A 25,948-nucleotide genomic window follows, 5' to 3' on the forward strand; every position below is an offset into this window, starting at 1 on the left:
CTGCGGGCCTTGTCAACCAAAGCCGGGCGCTTTGCCTACTTTTGCCGCACTCCAATTTCTACCTTAATGAAGCAGTTGCTCGTAGCCGCCTTGCTGCTGGCCAGCCTACAAGCCGTAGGTCAGCGCGCCCCACTGACGGCCCAGCTAGACCAAGTCGGCTTAACCTTTGCCCTGAACCCCGACGGGCAGCCCACTTACACCTTGCGCTACGGCTCGAAGGTAGTTGTCAAACCCTCCCGCCTGGGTGTTGCGCTGGCGGATGGCCAAGGCTTTGAGGGCCAGATGGAAGTGGTAGGCAGCGAAACCAAGGACGTAGACGAAACGTGGCAGCCGGTGTGGGGCGAAGTCAAAACCATTCGCAACCACTACCGGCAGCTCACGGTGCATCTGCGGCAGCTAGCCGCGCCGCGCCGCCTACTCGACGTGGTGTTCCGCGTGTTTGCCGACGGGCTAGGATTTCGCTACGCGTGGCCAAGGCAGGCCAACCTGCAGTACTTCACCGTGACGGCCGAGCATACGGAATTTAACCTGCCCGCCAACCACAAAGCGTTTTGGATTCCGGGCGACTACGATTCCAATGAGTATACTTATACCACCTCTCGCCTGAGCAAGATCAACACCACGCCCATTGAGGTCATTCAGCTGAAAGCAGCGCCTTACCGCGTGCAAACGCCGCTGATGCTCAAGTCGGATGACGGGCTGTACGTGAACATCCACGAGGCGGCGCTGGTGAATTACCCGGCCATGATGCTCACCGTAGACCCCAAAACCTTCGGCCTCACCAGCGACTTGGTGCCTGCCGTCACGGGGGCGATGGCTTATTTGCAGGCACCCGAGCACACGCCCTGGCGCACCATCGTGGTCAGCGATAAGGCACCGGAGGTGTTGGCCTCGAAGCTGATCTTGAACCTGAACGAGCCGAGCCAGATTCAGGACCCAAGCTGGATCAAGCCGCAGAAGTTTGTGGGCGTGTGGTGGGAAATGCAGGTGGGACGCGCTTCCTGGAACTACTCGGACTCCAGCAACATCAAGCTGGCCGGCACCGACTGGAGCCGCCTGAAGCCCAACGGCCACCACGGCGCCACTACGGCCAACGTGAAGCGCTACATCGACTTTGCCGCCCAGCACCACATCCCGGGCGTGTTAGTTGAGGGCTGGAACGTGGGCTGGGAAGATTGGGTAGGCAACTGGAAAGAGGAAGTGTTTGACTTTGTGACGCCCTACCCAGATTTTAACGTGGATGAGTTGCAGCACTACGCGGCCAGCAAAGGCGTGAAAATCATCATGCACCACGAAACCTCCGGCTCCGCGACCAACTACGAGCGGCGCCAGGACGCTGCTTACCGCTTCATGAACGAGCACGGCTACGACGCGGTGAAAACGGGGTACGTGGGCCGCATCATCCCGCGTGGCGAGCACCACGACGGGCAATGGATGGTTAATCATTACGTGCACACGGCGCAAAAAACGGCGGCGAGCCACATCATGGTGGACATGCACGAGCCCGTGCGCTCGACTGGCCTGCACCGCACGTATCCTAACTGGCTGGCTTCGGAAGCCGCTCGCGGCAACGAGTTCAACGCCTTCAGCGACGGCAATGCTCCCGAGCACGAAACCATCCTCCCCTTTACGCGCCTGATGGGCGGGCCGATGGACTACACGCCCGGCATCTTCAAGCTCCAAGGCTACGCGGCCAGTGCCCCGAAGCGCCAGGTACACACCACTTTAGCTAAGCAACTGGCCTTGTACGTGACCATGTACAGCCCCTTGCAAATGGCGGCCGACCTGCCCGAAAACTACAACCAGCACCTCGACGCTTTCCAATTCATCGAAGACGTGGCCGTGGACTGGGACGACACGCGCATTCTGGCCGCCGAGCCCGGCGACTTTATCGTGACTGCCCGCAAGGCTAAGGGCAAGGAAGACTGGTACTTAGGCGCCATCACCGACGAGCAGGCACGGCAGCAGACGGTGAAGTTAAATTTCCTGACTCCCGGCACCAAGTACGTAGCCACCATTTACGCCGATGCCAAGGACGCCGATTGGCAGAAGAACCCTGCGGCTTATCAAGTTCGGCAGCAATCGGTAAACAGCCGCACGGCGCTCAAGCTACAGTTGGCCCCCGGCGGCGGTGCAGCCATTAGTTTTAAGCCTGTTGCGAAGTAGCATTACACGGAAAGCAAACCTCACAAGAAAAACATGGGCGCGATGAACCCCCACAACGGCCTCGGCCTATTATAAAAGTAGTTATACGCGCCATCTGAGGATTATACACCTCCCAACGCGCCGGTTGCAGAAGCAATGCATTAGGATTCTGACAGGACGTTTGCCGCGCAGCGGGGCTTCGTTTTGCGTTCTGGCTCGAAACCTCCGTTATCCAAATTGCAACCTGTGCTCGTGGTGACGTTGTCGTTTTGACAACGGGGTGAAGACAGACCAACAAACGAGGCGGGGCGTGCTTCGCTGCGCGTGGGTACTTTCGCCTCGCAGTCCCGCTGCCCAACGCACCCAAAGCCTCTGCATGCACTACGACCTACTCGATAAAGACCCCTACACCGGAGAGCCCTTCGCCCGCCCTTCCCAAGGGCTGCTCATCACGGGCCGGTGGGTCGACGGCTTCGCCGACCTCATCCAGGCCCACCACGTCCAGCACCTGTACTTAAACCACGCACGCGGGTGGCAGAGCGAATCCTACCGCTTTCTGGCCGACCTCCCCAGCCTGTCCACCGTGGACATCATCGATCACCACAGCGCGGGCATTGCGGCCCTCGAATGCCACAGCGCGCTGCAAGCCTTGAGCCTGAACGTAACACCCACCGAGGCCATCGACTTTAGCAACTTCCCGCACTTGAAGAAATGCTTCCTCCACTACAACCACCGCGTCCAGTCGATCTTTGACGCCCCGGCCCTGGAGGAGCTGTCCCTCACCGGCCTTCAAAAAGGCGAGGTCGATCGGCTAGCGAAGTTGGGGACGCTCACCCGTTTAACGCTGGCTGATTCCTCGGTGGAGGATCTTCGGTTTCTGGAGGCGCTGCGGGGCCACTTGCAGGTATTGGAATTGCTGAACTGCTACCGGGTGTCGGACTTCGCCCCCATCGCGGGGTTAACGAACCTGCGGCGATTGAACATCGACGGCTACAAAGACGTGGGGTCGGTGGCCTTCGTGCAAAACTTGCCGCACCTGGAAATCCTGTTGTTGAACGTGGGAGCCATTCAGTCCCTGGCGCCCTTGGGCCGCGTGACGAGTTTAAAGGCGCTGGCTTTGTACGGCCCCCGAACGAGGGTCGTAGACGGCGATTTACAGCCCCTGACCCACCTGCCAGACTTGTCGATGTTGATGCTCGTCAACCGGCGCCACTACTCACACAAACTGATCAAGGCGTGGGATTGGGCGAATTTTGGCATCGCGGCGGAATTGCTAGTGCCCAAGTAGGCGCCGCGGTATAACCAGACGATGCTGCTGAACAGGCCTGTTCCAATACAGTCCGAAATGAGGGTCGATAAGGCCGGGTTTATCGAACCCTATCCAGGGAGTATAAGGCCGATAAGCCCGCCGCTTATCGGTCCTTATCGGGCGAGCTTACTCACCTGTTTTTTTGACAGCACGAACCTGAAAATTCCGAGCTACAACGTAACACGATCCAATAAACAGTACACTGTAAGGGTTCGCCGGCGCCGGCGCTTCCAGCGTGCCCCATAAATACGTGGCTGCGCCGTGCTGGTCACAGGCCCCCACAACCGCCCGCACAATGGAGGCTGGGGCTCGTTCCACGACCAGCCCGCTCCCGTCGGTCAAATTCTTCTCGAGAGAGGCGAGGGCATTGGCTGTACTCCAGCCAAAGAGATACCGAGGCAACTCCCGCCAGTGGTGAGACGCGCTGTCCACGGCGCGGTGCAGGTCGCGCAACAGCGCGGGGGGATCTTGAGGCCGGGAAGTAAGGTAAACCGTGGCTTGGGGTTCGCTGTAATCGAGCAGTAGCGGATGCCGCGTATGATGAGCCAGGACCCCACGTACACCCGGTTTTAATCGAAATTCTACTTTGTCGAGGAAGTCGACGCGGTACGCCACGTCGTCTACCTGCAGGTGCAGGTAAGTCGTTTGCGTCAACGTAATCGTGGCTTCTGGGCGGCCCTCAACAAGAGTAGTAAGCATACAGTACGAAAGTATTTGCGAGAGGCCATCGACCGCCTTGGGAAGCAGGGAAGCATCCGGCAAAGGAGTGTAACCTTGGCAAACTACCATCCTGGGACGTCGCGAACAAGGGCGTAAAATTTGCCATTTTTCCGGAAGGTGCTTATAACTAGTCTTATGTTTAGCGACAAAGCCAAGAAGTTGGCTACTCAGCAAGGCATACTGCGTTCTTCTTTCTGTCTACTTTAACAGAATGTTCCCCTACCTGAACGTTGCCCCTTCCAACACACGCCCTTGGGGAGCCCAAACAACCCGGGCCACGTCTGCTCCTCGGGGTGCCCGCCTTTTCTGGGCCCTGGGTGTCCTGGGTGTTCTCCTCTTGCTGGGCGCTTGCCAAGGCAATTCCGAAACCGCGCGGCGGCCCGGCTGTCGCCCGGTGGCCACCTCCTCCTTGTTTTCGGCTGCGCAGGCGGCTGCCTTAGCCCAGGCGTTGACCCGCTCGCTCGCCCAGCAACAGCACCACCCCACCAATGCGGTAGCGGCCAAATCGGCCGCCAGCTATGTGTTTCGAAACATGTTGCAGCAGGACACGGCGCGCTTACAGCGGCAGTGGAGCGCTTTTTTCCGCTACCTCCGAACCACCGCCCCCTTCGGGCCGCAGGCACCGGGTTGTGCCGTCTACCTACTCGACTATGAACTCATCGGGGAAGACGACTTTACAACGTATGTGCTTTTCGCTCACCCGCAGGGGGGCACCTATTACGCCTTTGCCCAGCTCGATTCCCGGAACTGGCGGCTTACCCGCCAGGGAAAGTTCGCAAACCCCGACCTGGTGCGGGCCTTGGATACGGTGTTAACCAGGGCGAACCGCTGCCCGGTCACGACGGACTACGCCAAGCAATCTATGCTTTTGGCGCGTTTCACCCCCCCCGAGCACTGGATGGCGCTGGCCGCCGCTGACCGGTGTGATCAGACGCAACAGACGCTGAATGCGCTCTTAGATACGGTTTATGCAGGTCGCTGAAAAGACACCCACACTCCAGAATACGGAAGCATACCAGTCGTATAAGTCGTTTTATGTTTAATACTGTCATCTTAGCGCTTTGTAAAGCAAAGATTTTCCAACCGATCATCGAAAAAAAGGTCGTCCCCGGTGGCGGGCTCTCGGTCCACGGCGACGCCGTTGACGACCACCCCCCCTGCTTGTGACAGATCCGTCGGCTCGCTGGGTTGTGGCGCAAACCAAGACGTGAGCTGAAAGCGATAGCACCCGCCCACCACGAGGCATTTGTGGTAAGAAGCCCGCCTGCGGGGAGACGTAATCTTGAAGGTGTGGTGGTTGTTTGTGGCGTAAATCACATATACCCCCTCGTAGTTCGTCAAGGAGTCGGCGTCTCTGAGTCTGATCAGTTCCGTCACGGAATCGATTCGGGTCACCTGATAGCAGGGGCCGGGCGGGCGCATACGGGTGTGCGGGGCCACTGGTGCGGCGTGGAGCAGTGGCGCGAGCGCCAGCAGCAGCCACAACATGGCGGCTTGTATAAACAGAAGACTAACCATTGTACCCTTTCGTGAGGGGTTTGCTTTTCTGAAAGGTACACGAGTTAGACAAATCCCAGAAAACGGCGTTCTGCCAGCTTGTCGGGTTTCTGGGAAACGGAGATTAACATAGGGTAGCGTATCGGACATGCCCCGGAAAAGTACCAAGCTATTTCTATTTACAAAAATCACCTTTCCATGCTAGGGGCATAACAACGCGAAGTGCTACCTCGCTACTTCTAGTGAACAACCGATGCGCGATTGAGGTACAAGGGCTGATAAAACGCGTCGCTTTTGCGCGCTTCTCCGGTTGCCGTGCTAGCTTACGTTTCCCAACCACTTCTATTTTCCCATGCCGGACCTAACGACCTCAATCCGCCCGCCGCAGCGCACGATGGCCTCGCGCATCAAATCCATCTTCAGCGGCTCGGTGGGCAACTTGGTCGAGTGGTACGACTGGTACATTTACTCGGCGTTTGCGCTGTACTTCGCGCCGGCCTTTTTCCCCAAAGGCGACCAAACGGCGCAACTGCTCAACTCTGCCGCCATTTTTGCAGTGGGATTTCTGATGCGCCCCTTAGGTGGCTGGTTGCTAGGTCTTTATGCTGACCGGCACGGCCGTAAGGCAGCCTTGTTGCTATCTGTGCTGCTGATGTGCGCCGGCTCGCTGCTCATTGCGCTCACGCCGGCGTATGCCAGTATTGGCGTGTTTGCGCCGGTGCTGCTGGTCGTGTCGCGGTTGTTGCAGGGGCTAAGCGTAGGCGGCGAATACGGCACCTCCGCTACGTATCTGAGCGAGATGGCCGACCGCAAGAACCGCGGTTTCTTTTCCAGTTTTCAATACGTAACGCTCATTGCGGGGCAACTGCTGGCGCTGGTCGTGCAGCTGGCCTTACAGAAAGTGCTCACCGACGCGCAGCTGCACGAATGGGGCTGGCGCATTCCGTTTGTGATCGGGGCGCTGGCGGCCCTTGTGGCCCTGTACCTGCGGCAGCACATGGAGGAAACGGACGCTTTTGTGAAGCAGGAAGAAACTGAAGTGCCCCAAAATGAAATTGTTAATAATCAGAAAATCAGCAAGATGCGGGTGTTGCTGCAATACCCACGCGAGGTGCTCACGGTGGTGGGCCTGACGCTGGGCGGCACCATCGTTTTCTACACTTTCACGACTTATACCCAAAAATTCCTGGTTAACACGGCCGGTTTCACCAAGGCCGAAGCCACCCTGATTTCCTTCTGGACGCTGGCCGTAGCCATGGTGCTGCAACCGCTCATGGGCGCCATTTCCGACCGCGTGGGCCGGCGGCCGGTGCTGCTGTTTTTTGGAGTAGGGGCCACCCTGGGCACCGTGCCCTTGATGACGCTGCTGGGCCAAACGCACACGAGTTGGGGCGCATTTGGCCTGCTGGTCGTGGCCATGATTATCATGAGCGGCTATACGTCCATCAACGCCGTGGTGAAGGCCGAGCTGTTCCCGACCGAGATCCGGGCGCTGGGCGTGGGCCTGCCGTACGCGCTCACCGTGGCCATCTTTGGCGGAACGGTCGAATACGTAGCGTTACTGGCTAAGGATCAGGGGGTTGAAGCTTGGTTCTATTGGTACGTAACCCTCTGCGCCGTGATTTCCCTGATCGTGTATCTGCGCATGGCCGATACCAAGCACACCTCGCGCATCACCCACGACTGAACAGTAGGCCTCCCCAGCCTTCGCTTTCCTGTTGGGAATCAATATATTGGCGCCTGCCCCGGTCGGCTCGAAGGCGAATGCCTGTACCCCGACCGGCCGGTTCGGCTCGACTCCGCCCTCACCTGAATCCTTCCTACTAAGCCCTAAAACCATTTATCCAACCTATGAAATTCTCCTTTCTCAATCTGCTGGCAGTGGTGTTGATTAGTCAAAGTGTTCATGGTCAGAGTGTTACCTCGGGGGCAAAACAGCAGTCGTTGTTTGACGGCAAAACCACCAAGGGCTGGCATACCTACCTGAAGCCCAAAGCCGAACCTGCCTGGACGGTTGTGCAGGGCGCGCTGCAGTTAAACCCCAAAGCAGAAGGCCAAGGCGATTTGGTAACCGATGGCGAGTACGAAAACTTTGAATTGACCCTTGAGTGGAATATCTCCGCAGGGGGAAACAGCGGAATCATCTTTGGCGTGCACGAAGATCCTGCGTTTCAAGCCACTTACGAAACCGGAGTGGAAATGCAGATTCTGGACGATAAAAGCGCGGAAGACAACAAAAAAGCCACCCACCGGGCCGGCTCGTTGTATGATATGAAGGCCCCAGCCCAAAACGTAGTGAAACCAGCCGGCCAGTGGAACTTGGTGAAATTACGCAAGCAAAACGGGCATCTGACTTTCTGGTTGAACGGCGCAAAAGTGGTCGATACGCAGATGGGCAGCGCCGAATGGAAAGCCCTGCTTGAGAACAGTAAATTCAAGACCTGGAAAAACTTTGCCGCCTATCCCAAAGGCCACATCGCGTTGCAGGATCATGGCCATCCGGTATCGTTTCGGAATATAAAAATCGAACTGCTTTAATCTGTTTGCCTGATTTATGAGCGAATTCCAAATTAAGAAAACCGGTACGGTATACGACGCTATCGTGGTGGGGTCGGGTGCCGGGGGCGGCATGGCCGGCTACGTATTGGCGCACGCCGGTTTGAAGGTGCTGATGCTGGAAGCCGGGCCGTTTTTCGATCCGGCCAAAGACGCGCAACAGTTCAAATTCCCGTACGAATCGCCGCGCCGTGGGGCCTCGACCACTCGGGCATTTGGCGATTTCGACGCCGCCTACGGCGGCTGGGAGCTGGAAGGCGAACCCTACACCACCAAAGATAAAACGGAGTTTAACTGGTTCCGGGCCCGCATGTTGGGCGGCCGCACCAACCACTGGGGGCGCATCTCCCTGCGCATGGGGCCCAACGACTTCAAGAGTCACCACATCGATGGGCTCACGGACGACTGGCCCATCACGTACGACGAAGTCAAGCCGTATTACGATAAAGTGGACCGCCTGATTGGGATCTACGGGACGGTTGAGGGATTGGAAAATGAACCGGACGGCATCTTTATGGCGCCGCCCAAACCGCGCCTTAATGAGCTGTTTATCAAGCAAGGAGCTGCTAAGGCGGGTGTGAAGGTAATTCCAGGCCGCGGATCGGTTTTGACCGAAAGCTTGCCCAACAACAAAGACCGCGGCACCTGTTTCTATTGCGGGCAATGCGGCCGTAGCTGTAAAATCTACGCCGATTTTTCCTCGTCGTCGTGTTTGGTTATTCCGGCTATGAAAACCGGGAATTTGAAAGTGATCACCAACGCGATGGTGCGCGAGGTGCTAACCGATGAGGAAGGCCTCGCGACCGGCGTATCGTACGTGGACAAAGATGATTTGCAGGAGTACCAAGTAAGGGGCAAGCTGGTCGTGCTGGGGGCCAGTGCCGGCGAAACGGCTCGCTTACTACTCAATTCTACTTCCAAAAGCCATCCGAACGGGTTGGCGAACAGCAGCGGCATCGTGGGTAAATACATACACGATTCGACCGGCGCCAGCTTGGGCGGGTTTTTACCGCAGCTACTGGATCGGAAGCGCTACAATGAAGATGGCGCCGGCAGTGTACACATTTATTCGCCCTGGTGGCTGGATAACAAGAAGTTGGACTTCCCCCGCGGCTATCACATCGAATACGGAGGCGGGATGCACATGCCGTCGTATGGGTTTGGCGGCGGCATCCAGAACTTAAACGGTCTGGTGCCCGGCCGCGACGGAAAAATGAAAGACGCCGGCGGCTTTGGTGCTTCGTTAAAAGACGATTACCGGCGCTTTTACGGCACCCAGGTAGGCATGGCGGGCCGCGGAACTGCCATTGCCCGAGAAGATAATTACTGCGAAATCGACCGCGACGTGGTGGATAAATTCGGGATACCCGTCCTGAAGTTTCACTACAAATGGACCGATGCCGAAGTCAAGCAGGCCAAGCACATGCAGGAAACGTTTCAATCGATTATGCATGCGATGGGGGGCATCATCACGTCGAAAATTCAGGGGCCCGAAACCAATTACGGGCTCGAAGCGCCGGGGCGCATTATTCACGAAGTGGGCACGGTCAGAATGGGCGACGACCCCAAAAAATCGGCCCTGAACAAGTGGTGCCAGGCCCACGACTGCAAAAACCTGTTTGTGGTCGATGCGTCGCCGTTTGTGCAGCAAGGCGACAAAAACGCGACCTGGACCATCCTGGCGCTCTCCATGCGCACGAGCGAGTACATCTTGGAGCAAAGAAAAAAGCTGAACGTGTAACCCCTGATTGTTACCCACCGATGAAAAGACGCGACTCTCTGAAAGCCATAGGCTTAGCTACCCTTTCGACCGCCTTGCTGGTCGATGCCTGCAAGAACGATTCACCTAAAACGACCGAGGCTCCGGCCGCTTCCACGCCCACGCCCACAGACGCGGGAGTTGCGGGCAGGGAAGCCTTTGAGATAGAGCGAGATAAGAAGCTGCACGCCGAGAAGTTCTTTACTCCGCACGAGATGGCCACGATCACGGTGTTGGCTGATATCATCATTCCCAAAGACGAGAAGTCGGGGAGCGCCTCGGACGCCAAAGTGCCTGACTTTATCGAGTTCATAGTCAAGGATATACCGGAGCACCAGGTGCCCATGCGCGGTGGCCTGCGCTGGCTTGATGTGCAGTGCTTAACCCGGTTCAACCGTGCTTTTGTGGATTGCACCCCGCCGCAGCAACTCGAAATGGTAACGGCCATTGCATATCCGCTGAAGGCCACGCGCGAAATGAAGCAGGGCGTAACGTTTTTTAATCGGATGCGCGATTTGACCGCTTCCGGCTTCTTTACCAGCAAAATGGGCATCGCCGATCTTGGCTACGTCGGTAATTCACCGAACAAATGGACCGGCGTGCCCGAAGACGTACTCAAGCAATACGGCATGGAACACGTGTAACCCGACACGTGCCGCGTGGCGCAATAGTCAATGCCGGATTTGAAAAATCAGAAGAATTGGACCAAGATGAAGTATTGACCGCGGTGGTGCGTCTTTGTTAGGGCCGAGTCTACATCGCTCAGTACTACCTCATTTTCAGCTTATTCTCATGGCTAAAACCGTTTTCATCACCGGCACATCTACGGGCATCGGTGCGGCGTGCGTGCGCCTTTTTGCCCAGCACGGCTGGCAGGTAGCCGCCACCATGCGCAACCCCGCCGACGCGAAATTCGACGACCTGCCTAGTGTGCGCGTGTACGCGCTCGACGTAACTGATGGCGCGGCCGTAACCCGCGTAATAGCGCAGGCCCACCAGGATTTCGGCAGTCTCGATGTGCTCGTAAACAACGCCGGCTACGGCTTGGTCGGGCCCTTCGAGGCGGCTACTGATGCGCAGATTCAGACGCAGTTTGCGACCAACGTATTCGGTGTGTTTGCGGTCACGCGGGCCGCGTTGCCGCTTATGCGGGCGCAAAAATCGGGTGTTATCATCAACATCACATCGGTGGGCGGGCGCACGGCATTTCCGATGAATTCGCTGTACCACGCTACTAAATTCGGGCTCGACGGCTTCTCGGAGTCGTTGTGGTTTGAGCTGGCGCCGTTCGGCATTCAGGTGAAAGTAGTGGCTCCTGGCGGCGTAGCCACCGATTTTGCCACCCGCTCGCTCCAAATGACCATCGACCCCGCCGACGACTCCAACCCCTACGCCGGGCAGGTACGCAGCGTGCTCAATGCCTTCAGCAGCCGCAGCGGCAATGCTTCCACCGCCGAGCAGATCGCCGAGGTAATCTATACCGCCGCCACCGACGGCTCGGGCCAATTGCGCTACATCGCCGGTGCCGATGCGCAACAGGTGCTGGGCGCCAAAGCCAACATGACCGACGAAGCGTATCTGGCGATGACGCAGAAGAATTTCGGCTTGGCGGAATGACCTTACCCCATTCGAGCTCCACAAAAAAGCCCCGACTGCTATAGCAGTCGGGGCTTTTTTGTAAGTATCTGATTATGAAATACTTAAGCTAATACATTGATAATCTCTTCCGAGAACCGCTGCATTTCCTCCAGTTGCGGGCTGGTCTGGAGCAGGAAGAAATCAACGCCCACTTCTTCAAAGGCCGCGATGCGATCCTGGATTTGGGCGGGCGTGCCGGTAAGGCCGGTGCGCAGGCCGCGGTTCGACACCGAGTAATCCTGCAAGGACACTTGCTGCTCTAGTTGCGTGCCCGCCAGCCACTGCTGGTAGTTGCCGTAGCCAGCCGCCGAAGCCTGCACGTTGGTGATGCGGTCGAGTTCCTGCTTCACTTCCTGCTCCGAGTTGCGCACGATGGAGTAGCCGGCCACGCCAAATTTCATAGGCGGCAAGCCTTTTTCCTCGCGGCGGCGGCGCATGTCGGCGATGCGCTTGCCGATCTGCTCGGGTGAGTCGCCGTGCATCACGTACCCGTCGCACTGGGTGGTAATCAGGTTTTTAGCCGCTTCCGATTCGCCACCGGCGTACAGGAAAGGCTTTTTGGCCGGCTTGGGTTGTAGTACGTTGTCGGTGACTTTGTAGTACTTGCCTTCGTAGGTGAAATGGTCTTTTTCCCACACGCCGGTCAGCACGTCGAGCCACTCCTTGGTGCGGGCATAGCGATCGTCGTGCTCCTCGAAGTGCAGCCCGTACTTGGTCGCCTCGTCGCGCCACCACGACGACACCACGTTCAGCGACAAGCGACCCGGCGCAATGAGGTCGATGTTGGCGGCTTGCTTGGCCAGCAACGCGGGGTTGTGGAAAGTAGGCCGCACGGCCACCATGATTTCCAACTCCTTCGTCACCGCCGCCAGCGCTGCCGCCGTCGACCAGGCTTCCAGGGCCGGCGCCTCCTGGCCTTTGATGTCGTTTAAGTAAAGCTCCGCGATGAGCGTGAGGCTATAGCCCCACTCTTCGCTGCGCTGGGCCAGCTGGCGCACGTAGTCCCAGGAAGTGCTCATGCCTTCGTCGGGCACGTTGCGCAACCAACCGCCAAATATGGGAAGCCAATATCCGAACTGCATGATTCTAAGCTTCTTGGGTGGCGAGTTGAGATTCCGACTTCTTAGCCAGTTCTTGCTCCAGGTAGTCTACGAAGCGGGCGTAGGGATCAAAGCCCACCACGTTCACGGCGTCGGCTACGAAGTTGGAGAGGGCATTGATGTCGTAGAACAGCACGTCGCCGTTGCGGTCGTCTACGAGGTATTCGATGCCGCCCACGTCGATTTTGGCCGCAGCCACCAGGCGCTCCACAGCCTCAATCACTTCGGCCGGTGGAGTCGTTGCTTCTACCTGAATGCCTTTCTTGGGCGCTTCGGTGAGGCAGAAGTCGCCTTCGGTGATCTCGTCCGGAATCTGGCAGATTTCGGCAGGGCAGAGGTTGAAGCTTTCGCCCGTCGTGAACACCTTCATGGCGTAGAGGAACTTGCCATCCAAGGTTTCTACGCGGGTGATGTGGCCGCCGCGCGGCGCCACAAACTCCTGTACCAGAGCCGTTTGGTCGATGCCCAGATCAATGCTGCCGGCTTCCACAGCCTGCTGCAAGCCTTCCGGCGTGTCGAAGCGGATGATGCCCGCGCCGCTGCCGCCGATGTTGACCTTCACCACCAGCGGGAACTGCAACTCAGCCGCCGCATCCGGAATGCGCGAAACGTGGTTTACCACCCGCGATTTGGGGTATTTCAGTCCCAACTGCGTCAAAAGCGAGAGTTGGCGAGCCTTGTTGGTTTCGATGCTCGACGCCACCGTTCCGTTGATTACGCGCACACCCAACCGCTCGAGATGCGTCATGAAGCCTGCCGTATGGAAGATGCCCTGCCCATGATCGCGCAGGTAAGCCGACGAGCTCATCCGGTTGACCACCAAGCTGTAGCGGCTTTCCTCTTCGGAAGGGTCGAACATATGGTGGGCGGCATCAATCTTTTCGTAGGCAATGCCCCGACGGTCGAGCTCGGCAAACAGCGGCTTAAACCACTCAGGATGCTCGTAATAAATGCCAATCGGCTTTTCGGAAGAGTAAGTGGACATATAGGTAGTTGGTAATCTGAGAAATTACAGGAGAGTATTTATATAACTAACTGATTGTCAATTAGTTAGATAAATAAAGAATTCGTATCGAAAGGAGTAGAAGGAAATTTCCAGCGGGAAAGTTTTGTCGGGCGCTGGTTTTGGCTGCAACCTGTGCGGGGCAAAGGGCCACAAAAGGCTCAGTCCGTGCTGCTTAGCACTTGTAAAGAGGAGCCTGTACTATACCAACCGACACTGGAATGGCAGAGTTAACAACAACAGCAACAGGAAGCTGTAGAAACGAAGAAGTCTCCGCCGAACAACGCGTGTTGGGTTCGGGCGAGGGGAGAGGCAACTGAAAAAACCGTTGGGGTTTGCATGTAAAGCGCTGGTTTATAGTTCCTAAACAATTTTAGGCAGGAATTAGCACCTTAGCTCAAGGTAGGTTGCTAGAAGTTCACAGAGCCTGATCTCTCCCTTCTTCTGTATAAATCATCCCCGAAAAAACCGGGTTTTGACGTTATGGTTGCAAAGATGGTTGCCGACAGCTTACAATGCAAACAGGAAATCCTAAAGCTCGACCGTATTGTGGAAATTACAAAGCTGATTGAGCAACTTGAAGCTGACGTTTTTCCTTTATTCCTTCTCTTATTTTATTAAGGGATAACAGCAGAATAATCGCAACGATATTTACGCCGAAAACAGATAATTCATAGTTTCTATTATAACTCAAAAGGAAAGTAGGGAAATTAAATTCAAATTTTATTGATAAGCTCTTTGTTAAATCTATATTAATAAAGAAAGCCGAACCTGATACAAATTTATATGACATTCCCGCAAACGAAAGATTGAGAACCTGAATCGATTGATTGATCATTGAAATCAAAAGTCCTTCGTATCTATCATTTATCAGTAATTTGCCCGCATAAATAGAAAAAGAATAAAAACTTAGCATTGTAATGATCATTGCGAGAACAATTCCAGTGATTATTTCTGTCTGAGCCAGTGCCCAAATTGTTATAAATATACCTAAAGCGCCGCTTAAGGCTTGATAAAGCCCTAAAAATTTAACTCTTTTAATTTCTGGTGCAGATAAAAATTCTTCCATGTGAAATAGGCTTTGATGCTTCAATGCAATAATTATCGCTGAGGCTAAGATGCTGTTGCTATTACTGCGACTCGCAATAAATATGTTTGCCCGCTATTAAACAAACGCCCATCCTTCTGAGCACAGCAGGAGAAGGACGGACGTTTAGCGAAGTGATGACTGATTTAAGTTGATAAGTGATTTGTAGTCAGTTACTTATGGCGCTTGGCCCGTTCGTATTGCACGGGCCACGGCACGTCCGCGCCGAGCTCCTGGGCCGCGTGAAGCGGGAAATACGGGTCGCGCAGAAACTCGCGGGCCATGATGATCAGATCGGCTTGGTTGTTCTCCAGGATGGTTTCAGCTTGCCGGGCGTCGGTGATGATGCCGACCGCTCCGGTCGGGATGCCGGTTTCCTGCCGGATGCGGGCGGCAAATTCCACCTGGTAGCCGGGGCCGACCGGAATGCGGGCATTGGGTACATTGCCGCCGGTAGAGGCATCGATCAAGTCGACATCTTTGGTTTTCAAGACGTTGGCAAGCGCAACGGAATCCTCGATAGACCAGCCGCCTTCGGTCCAGTCGGTGGCCGAGATGCGCACAAACAGCGGGTGGTCGGTGGGCCAGATTTCACGCACCGCTGCCACGACTTCCAGCAGCAACCGGATGCGGTTTTCAAACGAGCCGCCGTAGTGGTCGGTGCGCTGGTTGCTCAGGGGCGAAAAGAACTCGTGTAGCAGATAGCCGTGGGCGGCATGTATCTCAATGACTTTAAATCCCGCCTCTAAACACCGTTTCGTCGCGGCCCGGAAGTCGTCGAGCACCTTCTGGATGCCGGCTTCGTCGAGCGCTACTGGCATGGGATACGCATCGGAAAACGGAAGGGCGCTGGGCGCGACGGTTTGCCAGCCGCCTTGGTCTTCCGGTACTTTCACGCCGCCTTTCCACGGGCTGCTGGTGCTGGCCTTGCGGCCCGCGTGGGCCAATTGCACGCCCGACACCGAGCCCTGCGACTCGATGAAGGACGTGATCCGTTTGAGCATTTCAATGTGCTCGTCTTTCCAGATGCCGAGGTCGTCGGGGGTGATGCGTCCCTCCGGCGACACGGCCGTGGCTTCGAAAATAATAAGTCCGGCGCCACCCACGGCCCGGCTACCCAAATGGACAAGATGCCAGTCGTTGGCAAAGCCATCCTGACTGGAATATTCGCACATCGGCGACACTACAATGCGGTTTTTAAGCTCAAGCCCGCGCAGGCGCAGGGGGCTGAAAAGTTTTGCTGCCATGAAAGGAAGGAATAAGAAACGCGGTAGCCACTAACCGGCACTCCCGCGCCCGAATGAGTGCTGATTGCCTGGTATTACCCGTTGCCGTCCGGAAAGTTTCCAACATCGGCGGTCAGCGACCCGCTCACCAGTGGCGACGCGAGCAAAAGTGAAGAAAATCAGATACTTTCAGCAACAAAAGAAGCGTTGCGTTGCTTCTTTAGCTCATCTCAAACCTTACCCCACCACGCGCATGAAAAACCGAACCGCAAAATTATGGCTGGCTGCTTTCTCGGCGGCGTTGCTGCTGGGCTCCGTGCAGAGCCACGCCCAAACCAGCACTACCCAAACGACAACCACCCAAACCCAGACGACCAAGGCGCCGGAAGACAAAAGCAAGCGCCCCAGTCCGCCCGCTAAGGTGTCGGCGATGGTGGGTGCTGCCAACGTCACCATCGACTACAGCCGCCCCTCAATGAAGGGCCGCAAGATTTTTGGCGGACTGGAGCCTTACGGCAAGGTGTGGCGCACTGGCGCCAACGAAGCCACTACGTTTGAGACGAGCAAAGACGTCAAGATTGAAGGCCAGGCGCTGCCCGCGGGCAAATACGCCTTGTTTACCATCCCCGGCGAAACCGAGTGGACGGTCATTTTCAACAAGACCGCCGACCAGTGGGGCGCCTTCAAATACGATGCTGCCCAGGACGCCCTGCGCGTGAAAGTAAAGCCCAAGAAGACCGCTCAACCCACGGAAGTCTTCACCATCAACCTCGACAAATCAGGCAAGGTCTCGATGCTGTGGGAGAATACAGAAGTTGATTTTACGGTGTCCAGCGCTGGTAAATCAACAATGTAACACCAGCGCCTTAGCTCTACCAAAGCGGCCCGGCAAACTCTACTTAGGTAGGGCCTGCCGGGTCGCTTTGTGTTGAATGAAGATGGAAAAAGGTGATTCTATAAACAATTGATTACCAATTATTTGGTTGAGACCCCGGAATTCTTGTCAACAACGACTTGGCCGCCTTTCATTACCCATTTGACGCCGTTGATAACCACGTTGATGTCGGTGAGCGGATCGCCGGCGACGGCCACAATATCGGCGTAGTAGCCCGGGGCAATGGCGCCCAGGCTCTTTTCCAGGCCTAGCATCTCGGCGCCCGTGGTAGTGGCGGTGGCAAGGGCTTGGGCCGGCGTCATGCCGGCTTTCACAAACCACTCCAGCTCGCGGGTATTTTCGCCAAAGCCGGTGAAGACTGCATCCGAGCCCATCCCGATTTTGACCTTGGCTTTCACGGCTTGCCGCAGCGTTTCGAAGTTGCGGGCGATGTACTTGTTCAGGCGGTTGACGACGGCCGAATCGTAGCCAAATTCCTCTTTGTGAGCCACGTAATATCGGTTGTGATCGACCGTCGGGACGTAGATCGTGCCGCGGCGGGCCATGTCGGCGATGGTGGCTTTGTCCATGTCGGTGGCGTGCTCCACGGTGTTGGCGCCGGCGCGCACGGCGTCGCGGGCGCCATCGGGGCCGTAGGTGTGAATGGCAATGCGCTTGCCAGCTTTGTGCGCAACGTCGGCGGCAGCTTTCATCTCTTCGTAAGTGAATGTCTGAAAGCCGGTTACGTCCTGGTCGCTGCCCGTAGACCCGTACATTTTGATCCAGTCGGCACCCGAGGCGAGTTGCTGCCGGGCCACGCGTTGCACTTGCTCCACGCCGTCGGCCTGGCCGGGATCGGGGGTGGCGCCGGGTTTGTAAGGCGAGCTGTTGATGTGCAGCCCATAATCAGCCACAAACATGCGCGGGCCCACCATGGCGCCCCGGTTGATGAGGTCGCGCATGGCCAAGTCCATGTTGTCGAAAGAGCCCAAGTCGCGGACGGTCGTAACGCCGGTTTCGAGCGTCTTTTTGGCGTTTTCCTGCGCCAAAAACACCGTCACGGCCGGCCCTAGGCTGCCAAGCTGAGCCCACGGCCGCGAACCCGGCGTTTTGTCCCAGTAAAACGTCATGTGGGTATGCGCGTCGATCATTCCCGGAATAGCGGTATATGCCCGCAGATCAACGACTTGCGCATTGGCCGGTACGGCGCTGGCGCCCGTTTCTACCTTCACTATTCGTTCGCCTTCTACCAGCACAACGGCATCCTGCAAGACGTGTCCGCGGCCGTCGACTAACCGGCCAAAACGTAAAGCTTTTACCTGGGCCTGCGAAGACACGGCCAAGCTCATGGCCAGCGCGGTCAGGAGCAAAAAGGAGGAGTAGCGTTTGAGCATAACTGTCTGGTGCTGCGGTCTATAAGCAAGGTAGGGGCTGAAGCAACGCAAACTATCGCGCCCCTTCAGCCCCTATCGGGCCTATTTATTTAACTATGTAATTATCAGACTATTGTAAAACAGGCAAGATGATTTTGCTGCTGGCCGTTTTGTTGTGGAAAATATCGATGGTCGCTTTCTGGAAATCAGCGGGTGTAGCGTGGTAAACGTCCACGAATTTCTGCGGATTGCGGTCGGCCAGCGGAAACCACGAACTCTGGATCTGCACCATCACGCGGTGGCCTTTCTGGAAGGTGTGCGCAATGTCGCCGAGCTTGTATTTCACTTCCGTGATCTTGTTCGGCACGAAGGCTTCGGGCTTCTCGTAGCTGTTGCGGTAGCGTCCGCGCATGATTTCGCCGTGCACCAGCATCTGGTAGCCACCCAGCGGATAACCGCTGTCGAGGTCGGCCGCCGAATAGGAAAACTTGTTGGGAAACACGTCGATGATCTTCACCACAAAATCAGCGTCGGTGGTGCTGATGCTCGTCATCAGGTCGGCCACTACGTTGCCAGTTACGGTGAGGTCGCTGGTTAGGGTATCGGTCTGGAAGACAAGCACATCCGGCCGGCGAGCGGCAAACCGCTGGTCGTCGGTCATGTAGGCGCGCGTGCGGCGGAAGTGTACGTCTTCGGTATAGGGCACGGGGTGGGCCGGATCGCTGACGTAGTCGCTCTTGCCCTCGGCGTTACTGGGCTGGGTCCAGCTCAAGGCACCGTTGTTCTGTAAGTATAACTCCTTGTCTTGCTTCTCTTTAGGGGGCCACTGCTGGAAAGTCGTCCACTTGTTGGCACCCGACAAAAAGATGTTGGCTTCGGCGATGTTGGCCGCGCTGCCTTTGCCTTTCAGGTAGAAATTGAAGAAGGGAATTTCGATGTTTTGCTGGTACCACTCGGCCGTGTTGGAGCCAAACTGCACGTTGCCCAAATGCGTGCCGTCGTTGGTGGACCACTGGCCGTGAAACCACGGGCCCATCACGAGCTTATTGAACTCCTTGCCGGGGTTGTTTTTTTCGGCGGCGAGGTAGGCGTTCCACGCGCCCCAGTTGTCTTCGGCGTCAAAGAGGCCGCCCACCCACAGCATGGCGGGTTTGAGATTTTTGGTGGCGTTGCGGGCGTCGCGGGTCTGCCAGAACTGGTCGTAATTGGGATGGGCGTACAGGTCTTTCCAATAGCTCACGCTGTCGCCCATGCGCTTGGCCAGGTTGGCCAGGGTGCCTTCCTCCAAGTAAAACCGGTAGTTGTCGTGGATGCTGTAGCCCACCGAATGCGGCGCTACGGCGGTAGGTTTGGGGTGCGGCGCTCCAAATCCGCCGCCCAGGGCCGAATAGAAATCAAAGGCGTCCATCTGAAAGAAAGCGCCGTTGTGGTGAAAATCGTCGCCGATAAACCAGTTGGTCACCGGCGCCTGCGGGCTCACGGCCTTCAGCGCCGGGTGGTTGCTGGCCGCCGCCATCGTGGAATAAAAGCCCGGATACGAAATACCGAAGACGCCGACCTTGCCGTTGTTGCCCTTCAGGTTTTTTACTAGCCACTCGATGGTATCGTACGAATCGCTGGCCTCGTCAATTTCCTTCTTCTTTTTATTTGGGTTAAAGGGCCGGATGTTTTCGTACTGGCCCTCGCTCATCCAGCGCCCGCGCACGTCCTGAGTCACCAGGATGTAGCCTTCCTTCGCATATTCTTTTTGGTAGATGCGCCAGTAGGGGTAGTAGTCCTTCTCACCGTAAGGAGCGCAGGAATAGGGCGTGCGCTTCATCAGAATGGGGTGCTTCTCGGCCTGGTCTTTGGGCGCGTACACGGTCGTGAACAGCCGCACGCCGTCGCGCATCGGGATGTAGACTTCCTTTTTGGTGTAATGCTGCACAAACCAAGTCGAGTCTACGGCCTGCGCCGGCGCTAGGAAAGGCAACAGCAGCAACGGAAATACAAGTTTTTTCATGAAGGGCTTGGGTGGGAGGGATTAGTTGAGCAGAAATGTAGAGACAAATAAGGACTCAATTAGGTAACCATTCATATTCCTCATCACTTATTAACTTGAACTTCTGATTTCCTATAAATACATAATCTGTATTGGCATGTTTTTCAATAGATCCCTCTACGTGAGCATGATTATAAAAGGTATTAACAACACTTATTGTTAATTGATTATTTGAATTAAAAAGATAATATGGCTGAAAACTTAGGTCGCCAAGTGGAATAAATTTAGGGTTAATCTCTTTTAATAAAATAATAAATTGGTATTTATTATTTCGGCATTCATTGCAATGGATTTTCTCCCTAATATGGCCGCTAAAAGCTAGCTTATGTATAAACGCTTTATGTGCTGTTATACTCTGCCGGGTTTCTCGTCTAATGCTCTCGCTAGAATCACAGGAGTAAAATAGTATACTGATTATAAGAAGTGCTTTTATCAATTTCATTTTTCTAATACTATGTCTGATCGTGTGAGGCAGAGCCCCTAGCCAGCAGACACAATTGCGGCATCTGTATTATTTTGATCGCACATCTTCCAAAATGCTTTCTACCCAACCTTTTCCCCAATCCTCCATTTCTTGCGCGCTCCACAGCTGCGGGTAGAAAATGCGCTTCTGAAACTTGGGAGGCAGGTACTTTTTCCAATTAGTGCCGCCGGTGGCCGCAATGGCGGTCGGGTCGCGCTCGAGGTAACGCACCGCGGATTTGAAGTGCATCAGCGGCCAGTTGACGTTTACGTTCACGTCGAGTTGCTTGAGCTGGCGCAACAGGCGCGGATGTTGCTGATCTTCAAGTGGTAAGCGCTGCAATACGCTCCACACGTTACGGTCTTTGTATTCGGCGGCGTGGGCAGTGAGCTGCTGCGTGTATTTTTCTTCGAACTGAATGAGGGTGAGGGCTTTGGCGCCGGTTTCTTCGATAGTGGCACCAGCTTTCCAATAGATGCAGCCCATCAGCTCGTCGTAGGCGGCGGCTTCGCCCAAGAGGCGGCGCTTTTCCTTGTCCAAGAGGTTGTCGAGGGAGGTAGAAGCAATCTCGATCATGCGGTACTGCACCGACTGAAAGCCCGAAGCCGGCATCAGGGCCATGCGGAATTGCAGGAACTGCTGCTTGTCCATGCCATCGACCATTACATCAAACGAGTCGATCAAATTCTCGAAGTAGCGGTTGATGCGGCCGATGCGTAGCACCAGCTCGCCCACCGTCGGCTGTTGCAGCCCCCCGATTTGCTCGTATTCGCAGAGACAGAGCTTGAAGTACAACTCCGTGATCTGGTGATACATAATGAAAATACGCTCGTCGGGGATCGTTGTCAGCGGGCGTTGCAAGGAGAGGAGCGTATCGAGCTCGATGTAGTCCCAGTAATTAACGTAGTCGGCGTAGTACAGCCCTTCGAGGTAGGCAGCCAGGTCCTGTCCGTCGGCAGCATATTTCTGCTGCAAGCGGCGAAGTTGGGCCAGAATTTCGGGTGAGAATTCGTCGGGGGAGTTGAGCATAGCGGGGGTAATTCGGCGCACACAGAAAAGATGGTGCGATATCGGGCACAAAGAACGAAAAACCCGCCAAATTGGGCGGCCGAGGCAACCCCCAGCCCCAAAGCTGCATCTACTAGAAAATGCTAATATTTGGGAGGAATCACTAGTAGGTATAAACAGCTACTGGGTGTTGCATTTGTCTCCACTTTTTTTACCTTTACCGCGTCTTATGGCGGAAAAAAGCAGCATTTTCGATATGATCGGTCCCGTGATGATTGGGCCGAGCAGTTCACACACCGCCGGCGTGGTGCGCATTGCCAGCGCGGCTATCCGCATCCTGGGTTCTTTGCCCACGCACGCAACTATTACTTTTTATAATTCTTTTGCCCGTACCTACGAAGGCCACGGCTCCGACCGTGCCATTGTGGCGGGGCTGTTGGGCTTTGCCACCGACGACAAGCGCATCCGCGAAGCCTTCGATTACGCCAAGGAAGCCGGCTTGCAATACACATTCCAGAGCGTGGGCAACGCCTCCACGATGCACCCCAACACCATTAAGTTGCAGTTGCGCGACGAGCGCACGGGCCACGCAGTAGAAGTGATCGGGCAAAGCCGGGGCGGGGGCGTGATTCGCATTGTGGAAGTCGACGGCTTTCCGTCGGATTTTTCGGCCTCGCTGCACACGCTCATTGTGGATGCCGACGACCGGACGGGCTCCATTGCCTTCATCGCCTCGGTCATTGCCCACGACGATTGCAACATCGCCACCATGTTTGTGAGTCGCAAAGGCAAAAACGACGTGGCGCGGCAGTTCATCGAAATCGACTCGGGCCTGAAGGACATCACCCTCGAATACCTGCGCCAGCTGAGCTGGGTGCACCGGGTGATATATATTCCGACAATTAATTAGTTTTTGTAAGTAATTGATAATCAACTATATATAAAAGTGCTGGGGCCGTGGCCTTACCTTGGCACTCCCATTCTGTCAACCAGCAACCGAATCTTCGCCATGAAAACAATGCCTACTCCGCTTCGGAATAAAATTGCTGCAGCGAGTGCCAGTGCGCTGCTGCTGCTGGGCCTGGGCTTTCCCGCAGCCGCCCAGACCACGTCGCCGGCGCAACCGCCGGCTGGTTCGGTGCCCATTGCCACGCCTACCGGGCCGCTTTCGCTGCAACAGGCCGTAGACTATGCGCTCCAAAACAACCTGAACGTGCGGCAAAGCCAACTGTCGGCCGAGCTAACGGATGCCACGCTGCGCCTAAGCCGGGGCGCCCTGCTGCCGACGGCCAACGCCAACGCCAGCCAATCCTGGAACTACGGTACCAGCATCAACCCGCTGACCAACGTCTTCCAGAACCTGACCACGCGGTCGAATAACTTTTCGGCTTCGACGCAGGTGACGTTGTTCTCGGGCTTTCAGCTGCGTAACGCTATCAAGCGCAATACCTTAGACTATCAGGCCAGCCTAGGCGACATCGAGGAAGCGCGCAATAATCTGTCGCTGAACGTGGCGTCGGTGTTTCTGCAGTACGTGCTGGCCCAGGAGCTAACGCGCACCAACGAGATACGGCTCAACAGCACGCGCCAACAGGTTGAACGCACCGAAAAGCTGCTGAAAGCCGGCAGCGTAGCCGAAAGCAATCTGCTTGATATTCAGGCCCAACAGGCCACCGACGAGTTGAACCTAATCACGTCGCAGAACCAACGCGACTTGTACCGTTTGCAGCTGGCGCAGCTGATGAACCTCGATGCGGCCGCTACCAACGCGCTGACCATCGTCACGCCCGATTTGCCCGATCCCGATGAGCAAACGGTGTTCAACGAAGACCCCAACGCTACTTTCCAAACCGCTTTGGGCCTGCAGCCGCAGGTACGCGCCGCCGACTTGCGCGTGCAAAGCTCGTCCCGCAACGTGGAAGTGGCCCGCGGTGCCTATTATCCGCGCCTAACGTTTGGGGCGGGTATTTTTACTGGTTATTCCTCGGCGCGTATTACGCCCATTGCCACCGGCGACTCCATTTCGGGCCAGCCGGTGCCAGTCTTCCAGCGCGACCCGATCACAGGGGCATACGGCCGGACCAATTACGCAGTGCTGACGCCCAAACAGGCGGTGTATGAGCAGTTGCCTTCCGCGTTCCGCAACCAGATCAAGGACAACCTGGGCAAGCAGCTACAGTTCAACCTGAGCATCCCGATTCTTAATGGTTTTCAGGCCCGTACCAACGTACAGCGTGCGCAAATCGGGGTGAAGCAGGCTGAGCTGCGGGCCGAACAAACACGGCTGACCTTGCGGCAAAACATTCAGCAAGCCTACGCCGATGCCCTGGCTGCCCAGCGGAAGTATGCTGCCTCTAAGCGCCAGGCCGAATCGTTGGGCGCTGCCTATCGCAACGCCGAGATTCGCTTCAACAACGGCTTGCTCAATGGCACCGAGTTCAACATCGCCAAAAACAACCTGACGGCCGCCGAGTCGAGCATGATTCAGGCCAAATACGAGTTCATCTTCCGCCGGAAAGTGCTGGACTTCTACCAAGGCAAACCCCTTGCTCTCTAACAACTTACACGCGCTACATGAGGCGTGCCGAAGGACCAGCCGTACCGCGGCGACCTTTGGCACGCCTTGTTGTCGTTTCTCGCTTTTCATTTCCTAACTTTCCGCGCTTTCCCGCCGAAGCGTACATTGGTTTCTCCTCCCTTAGCAAGCATGAAAAACAATCGTTTACTCTACATTTTGCTGATTATCCTGGCCGTAGGGCTAGCGGGCTTTGTTGTCGCGAAAAAGAAAGGCTTGATAGGTCAACCTGCTGGTAAAGAGGTGATTGTGTCGAAGGCCGCCGCAGCCGACATTGTGGAGAAGGTGAGCGCTTCGGGCAAGGTGCAGCCCGAAACCGAAGTGAAGATCTCGCCCGACGTATCCGGCGAAATTATCGAGCTGTATGTGCACGAAGGCGATTCGGTCAAGAAGGGCCAGCTGCTGCTGCGCATTCGCCCCGATAACTACCAAGCCATGGTGAATCAGCAGTCAGCCGTGGTGGGCAGTCAGCGGGCCAACGTGGCCCAGACGCAGGCCCGCCTGCAACAGCTGATCGCCAACGCCCGGCAGACCGAGTTGAGCTTCCGCCGCAACGCGTCGCTCTACAAGCAAAAGGTGATTTCGCAGGCCGATTATGAAGCCAGCAAAGCCGCCTACGATGCCAGTCAGGAAGAGCTAAACAGCGCCCGCCAGAGCATTCGGGCCGCGCAAAGCAACGTGGCTAGTGCACAGGCCTCGCTGGAAGAAGCCCGCAAGAACTTGAATAAGACCACGATATATGCTCCCGTAAGTGGCACGGTTTCGAAACTGAACGTGGAAAAAGGCGAACGCGTGGTAGGTACTTCGCAAATGGCCGGCACCGAAATCATGCGCATTGCCAATCTCAATTCGATGGAGGTGCGCGTGAATGTGAACGAAAACGACGTGAGCAGCGTGAACCTTGGCGATTCGGTAGAGGTAGAGGTGGACGCGTATGCCAGCAAGGACGAGAAGTTCCGGGGCATCGTGACCAGCATTGCTAACACCGCTAAGGATGCCCTAACGGCCGAAGCGGTAACTGAGTTTGAGGTGCGGATTCGGTTGCTGCCTGAGTCGTACCGTCACCTCCTGCGTACCGTAGCCGGCCGCACTGTAGTGCCGTTTCGCCCCGGCATGACGGCCTCCGTTGACATCATTACGGACCGCAAAAACGACGTGTTAAGTGTGCCCCTAGCCGCCGTTACTACCCGCATCGACAGCACTTTGCTGCCCGGTGCGGGTAGTCCACAGCAGGGTGGAGGCGTGCGGGTCAGTCGGGGCGCTCCAACTGCTCCGGAGTCATCAGCTAAGCCTGCTGCCAAACCCGACGTACAGGAGGTGGTATTTGTCGTGCGCAACGGCAAAGCCGTAATGACTACCGTGAAAACCGGCATCAGCGACTTCGCCAACATCGAGATTCTCAGTGGCTTAAAAGCTGGCGATGAAGTGGTGAGCGGCCCTTTCCAAGTGCTGAACCCCGCTTCCAAAACAAGCCTGAAAGATGGCACAGCCGTAGTCGTTAAGGATGCCAAGACCATCAACAAAGCGGCGTTGAAAGAGGATTCTTCGAGTTAAGCTAACAGCTGTCAGCACCA

Annotated in this window: 21 protein-coding genes and 1 riboswitch; of the genes, 12 read left to right on the forward strand and 9 right to left on the reverse strand. The window is 56.2% G+C overall.

Annotated elements, in window-relative coordinates:
• The first annotated feature begins 66 nt into the window (after positions 1–66).
• Both H9I52_RS09285 and H9I52_RS09290 read left to right on the forward strand, forming a co-directional pair.
• A complete protein-coding gene (locus H9I52_RS09285) occupies positions 67–2,166 on the forward strand; it encodes a glycoside hydrolase family 97 protein (RefSeq protein ID WP_187453628.1) in 2,100 nt (699 codons plus the stop codon).
• A 355-nt stretch (positions 2,167–2,521) separates the two neighbouring features.
• Positions 2,522–3,433 (forward strand): hypothetical protein, encoded by a 912-nt coding sequence (locus tag H9I52_RS09290; protein ID WP_187453629.1) that lies wholly within the window; start codon positions 2,522–2,524, stop codon positions 3,431–3,433.
• A gap of 147 nt (positions 3,434–3,580) precedes the next feature.
• On the opposite strand, the gene H9I52_RS09295 is transcribed toward H9I52_RS09290, so the two are convergent.
• Positions 3,581–4,153 carry a hypothetical protein gene (locus H9I52_RS09295; RefSeq protein WP_187453630.1) on the reverse strand — a complete coding sequence of 191 codons (573 nt, stop codon included), beginning with the start codon at positions 4,151–4,153 and terminating at the stop codon, positions 3,581–3,583.
• Between the two features lie 232 nt (positions 4,154–4,385).
• On the opposite strand from H9I52_RS09295, the gene H9I52_RS09300 reads away from it, so the two are divergent.
• Complete coding sequence (locus H9I52_RS09300) at positions 4,386–5,156, forward strand: hypothetical protein (RefSeq protein WP_187453631.1); 771 nt, start codon at positions 4,386–4,388, stop codon at positions 5,154–5,156.
• Between the two features lie 71 nt (positions 5,157–5,227).
• Here the strand turns inward: H9I52_RS09300 and H9I52_RS09305 are convergent, their stop codons facing one another.
• Positions 5,228–5,491 carry a hypothetical protein gene (locus H9I52_RS09305; protein ID WP_187453632.1) on the reverse strand — a complete coding sequence of 88 codons (264 nt, stop codon included), beginning with the start codon at positions 5,489–5,491 and terminating at the stop codon, positions 5,228–5,230.
• Between the two features lie 574 nt (positions 5,492–6,065).
• Here H9I52_RS09305 and H9I52_RS09310 point away from each other — a divergent pair.
• The 5 genes from H9I52_RS09310 (at position 6,066) to H9I52_RS09330 (ending at position 11,603) form a co-directional block, all read left to right on the forward strand.
• A complete protein-coding gene (locus H9I52_RS09310; protein ID WP_410403027.1) occupies positions 6,066–7,358 on the forward strand; it encodes an MFS transporter in 1,293 nt (430 codons plus the stop codon).
• Between the two features lie 164 nt (positions 7,359–7,522).
• Positions 7,523–8,209 (forward strand): DUF1080 domain-containing protein, encoded by a 687-nt coding sequence (locus tag H9I52_RS09315; protein ID WP_187453634.1) that lies wholly within the window; start codon positions 7,523–7,525, stop codon positions 8,207–8,209.
• 16 nt (positions 8,210–8,225) lie between these two features.
• Positions 8,226–9,968 (forward strand): GMC family oxidoreductase, encoded by a 1,743-nt coding sequence (locus H9I52_RS09320; protein WP_187453635.1) that lies wholly within the window; start codon positions 8,226–8,228, stop codon positions 9,966–9,968.
• 20 nt (positions 9,969–9,988) lie between these two features.
• Positions 9,989–10,630: a gluconate 2-dehydrogenase subunit 3 family protein gene (locus H9I52_RS09325; RefSeq protein WP_187453636.1), complete on the forward strand. Its 642-nt coding sequence runs from the start codon at positions 9,989–9,991 to the stop codon at positions 10,628–10,630.
• A 148-nt stretch (positions 10,631–10,778) separates the two neighbouring features.
• Positions 10,779–11,603, forward strand: coding sequence for an SDR family oxidoreductase (locus tag H9I52_RS09330; protein ID WP_187453637.1), 825 nt, complete (start codon positions 10,779–10,781; stop codon positions 11,601–11,603).
• A gap of 83 nt (positions 11,604–11,686) precedes the next feature.
• On the opposite strand, the gene H9I52_RS09335 is transcribed toward H9I52_RS09330, so the two are convergent.
• The 4 genes from H9I52_RS09335 to namA form a co-directional block, all read right to left on the reverse strand.
• Positions 11,687–12,706 carry an LLM class flavin-dependent oxidoreductase gene (locus tag H9I52_RS09335; RefSeq protein ID WP_187453638.1) on the reverse strand — a complete coding sequence of 340 codons (1,020 nt, stop codon included), beginning with the start codon at positions 12,704–12,706 and terminating at the stop codon, positions 11,687–11,689.
• 4 nt (positions 12,707–12,710) lie between these two features.
• Entirely contained in the window at positions 12,711–13,709 is a 999-nt protein-coding gene (locus tag H9I52_RS09340) for a RimK family alpha-L-glutamate ligase (RefSeq protein WP_187453639.1), read from the reverse strand.
• A gap of 369 nt (positions 13,710–14,078) precedes the next feature.
• A riboswitch (SAM riboswitch) is annotated at positions 14,079–14,182 on the reverse strand.
• A 101-nt stretch (positions 14,183–14,283) separates the two neighbouring features.
• Positions 14,284–14,796 (reverse strand): hypothetical protein, encoded by a 513-nt coding sequence (locus tag H9I52_RS09345; protein ID WP_187453640.1) that lies wholly within the window; start codon positions 14,794–14,796, stop codon positions 14,284–14,286.
• A gap of 191 nt (positions 14,797–14,987) precedes the next feature.
• Positions 14,988–16,061 carry an NADPH dehydrogenase NamA gene (gene namA, locus H9I52_RS09350; RefSeq protein ID WP_187453641.1) on the reverse strand — a complete coding sequence of 358 codons (1,074 nt, stop codon included), beginning with the start codon at positions 16,059–16,061 and terminating at the stop codon, positions 14,988–14,990.
• A gap of 232 nt (positions 16,062–16,293) precedes the next feature.
• On the opposite strand from namA, the gene H9I52_RS09355 reads away from it, so the two are divergent.
• Positions 16,294–16,896: a DUF2911 domain-containing protein gene (locus H9I52_RS09355; RefSeq protein WP_187453642.1), complete on the forward strand. Its 603-nt coding sequence runs from the start codon at positions 16,294–16,296 to the stop codon at positions 16,894–16,896.
• A 119-nt stretch (positions 16,897–17,015) separates the two neighbouring features.
• On the opposite strand, the gene H9I52_RS09360 is transcribed toward H9I52_RS09355, so the two are convergent.
• From H9I52_RS09360 to H9I52_RS09370, 3 genes are all read right to left on the reverse strand, one after another.
• On the reverse strand, positions 17,016–18,308 hold the full coding sequence (locus H9I52_RS09360; RefSeq protein ID WP_187453643.1) for a metal-dependent hydrolase family protein: 1,293 nt from the start codon (positions 18,306–18,308) through the stop codon (positions 17,016–17,018).
• Positions 18,309–18,417: 109 nt separating this feature from the next.
• Positions 18,418–20,289 carry a CocE/NonD family hydrolase gene (locus tag H9I52_RS09365; protein WP_187453644.1) on the reverse strand — a complete coding sequence of 624 codons (1,872 nt, stop codon included), beginning with the start codon at positions 20,287–20,289 and terminating at the stop codon, positions 18,418–18,420.
• A gap of 550 nt (positions 20,290–20,839) precedes the next feature.
• On the reverse strand, positions 20,840–21,820 hold the full coding sequence (locus H9I52_RS09370) for a tryptophan 2,3-dioxygenase family protein (protein WP_139517912.1): 981 nt from the start codon (positions 21,818–21,820) through the stop codon (positions 20,840–20,842).
• A gap of 208 nt (positions 21,821–22,028) precedes the next feature.
• Here H9I52_RS09370 and sdaAB point away from each other — a divergent pair, with 208 nt between their 5' ends.
• The 3 genes from sdaAB (at position 22,029) to H9I52_RS09385 (ending at position 25,928) form a co-directional block, all read left to right on the forward strand.
• On the forward strand, positions 22,029–22,709 hold the full coding sequence (gene sdaAB, locus H9I52_RS09375; protein ID WP_139517152.1) for an L-serine ammonia-lyase, iron-sulfur-dependent subunit beta: 681 nt from the start codon (positions 22,029–22,031) through the stop codon (positions 22,707–22,709).
• Between the two features lie 99 nt (positions 22,710–22,808).
• Positions 22,809–24,356 carry a TolC family protein gene (locus tag H9I52_RS09380; protein ID WP_139517154.1) on the forward strand — a complete coding sequence of 516 codons (1,548 nt, stop codon included), beginning with the start codon at positions 22,809–22,811 and terminating at the stop codon, positions 24,354–24,356.
• Positions 24,357–24,506: 150 nt separating this feature from the next.
• The gene (locus H9I52_RS09385) at positions 24,507–25,928 is read left to right on the forward strand and encodes an efflux RND transporter periplasmic adaptor subunit (protein ID WP_187453645.1); all 1,422 of its coding nucleotides are present in this window, start codon (positions 24,507–24,509) and stop codon (positions 25,926–25,928) included.
• The last annotated feature ends 20 nt before the right edge of the window (positions 25,929–25,948 follow it).

This window comes from Hymenobacter sp. BT491 (genome assembly GCF_014349165.1).
Taxonomy (GTDB): Bacteria; Bacteroidota; Bacteroidia; order Cytophagales; family Hymenobacteraceae; genus Hymenobacter; species Hymenobacter jejuensis.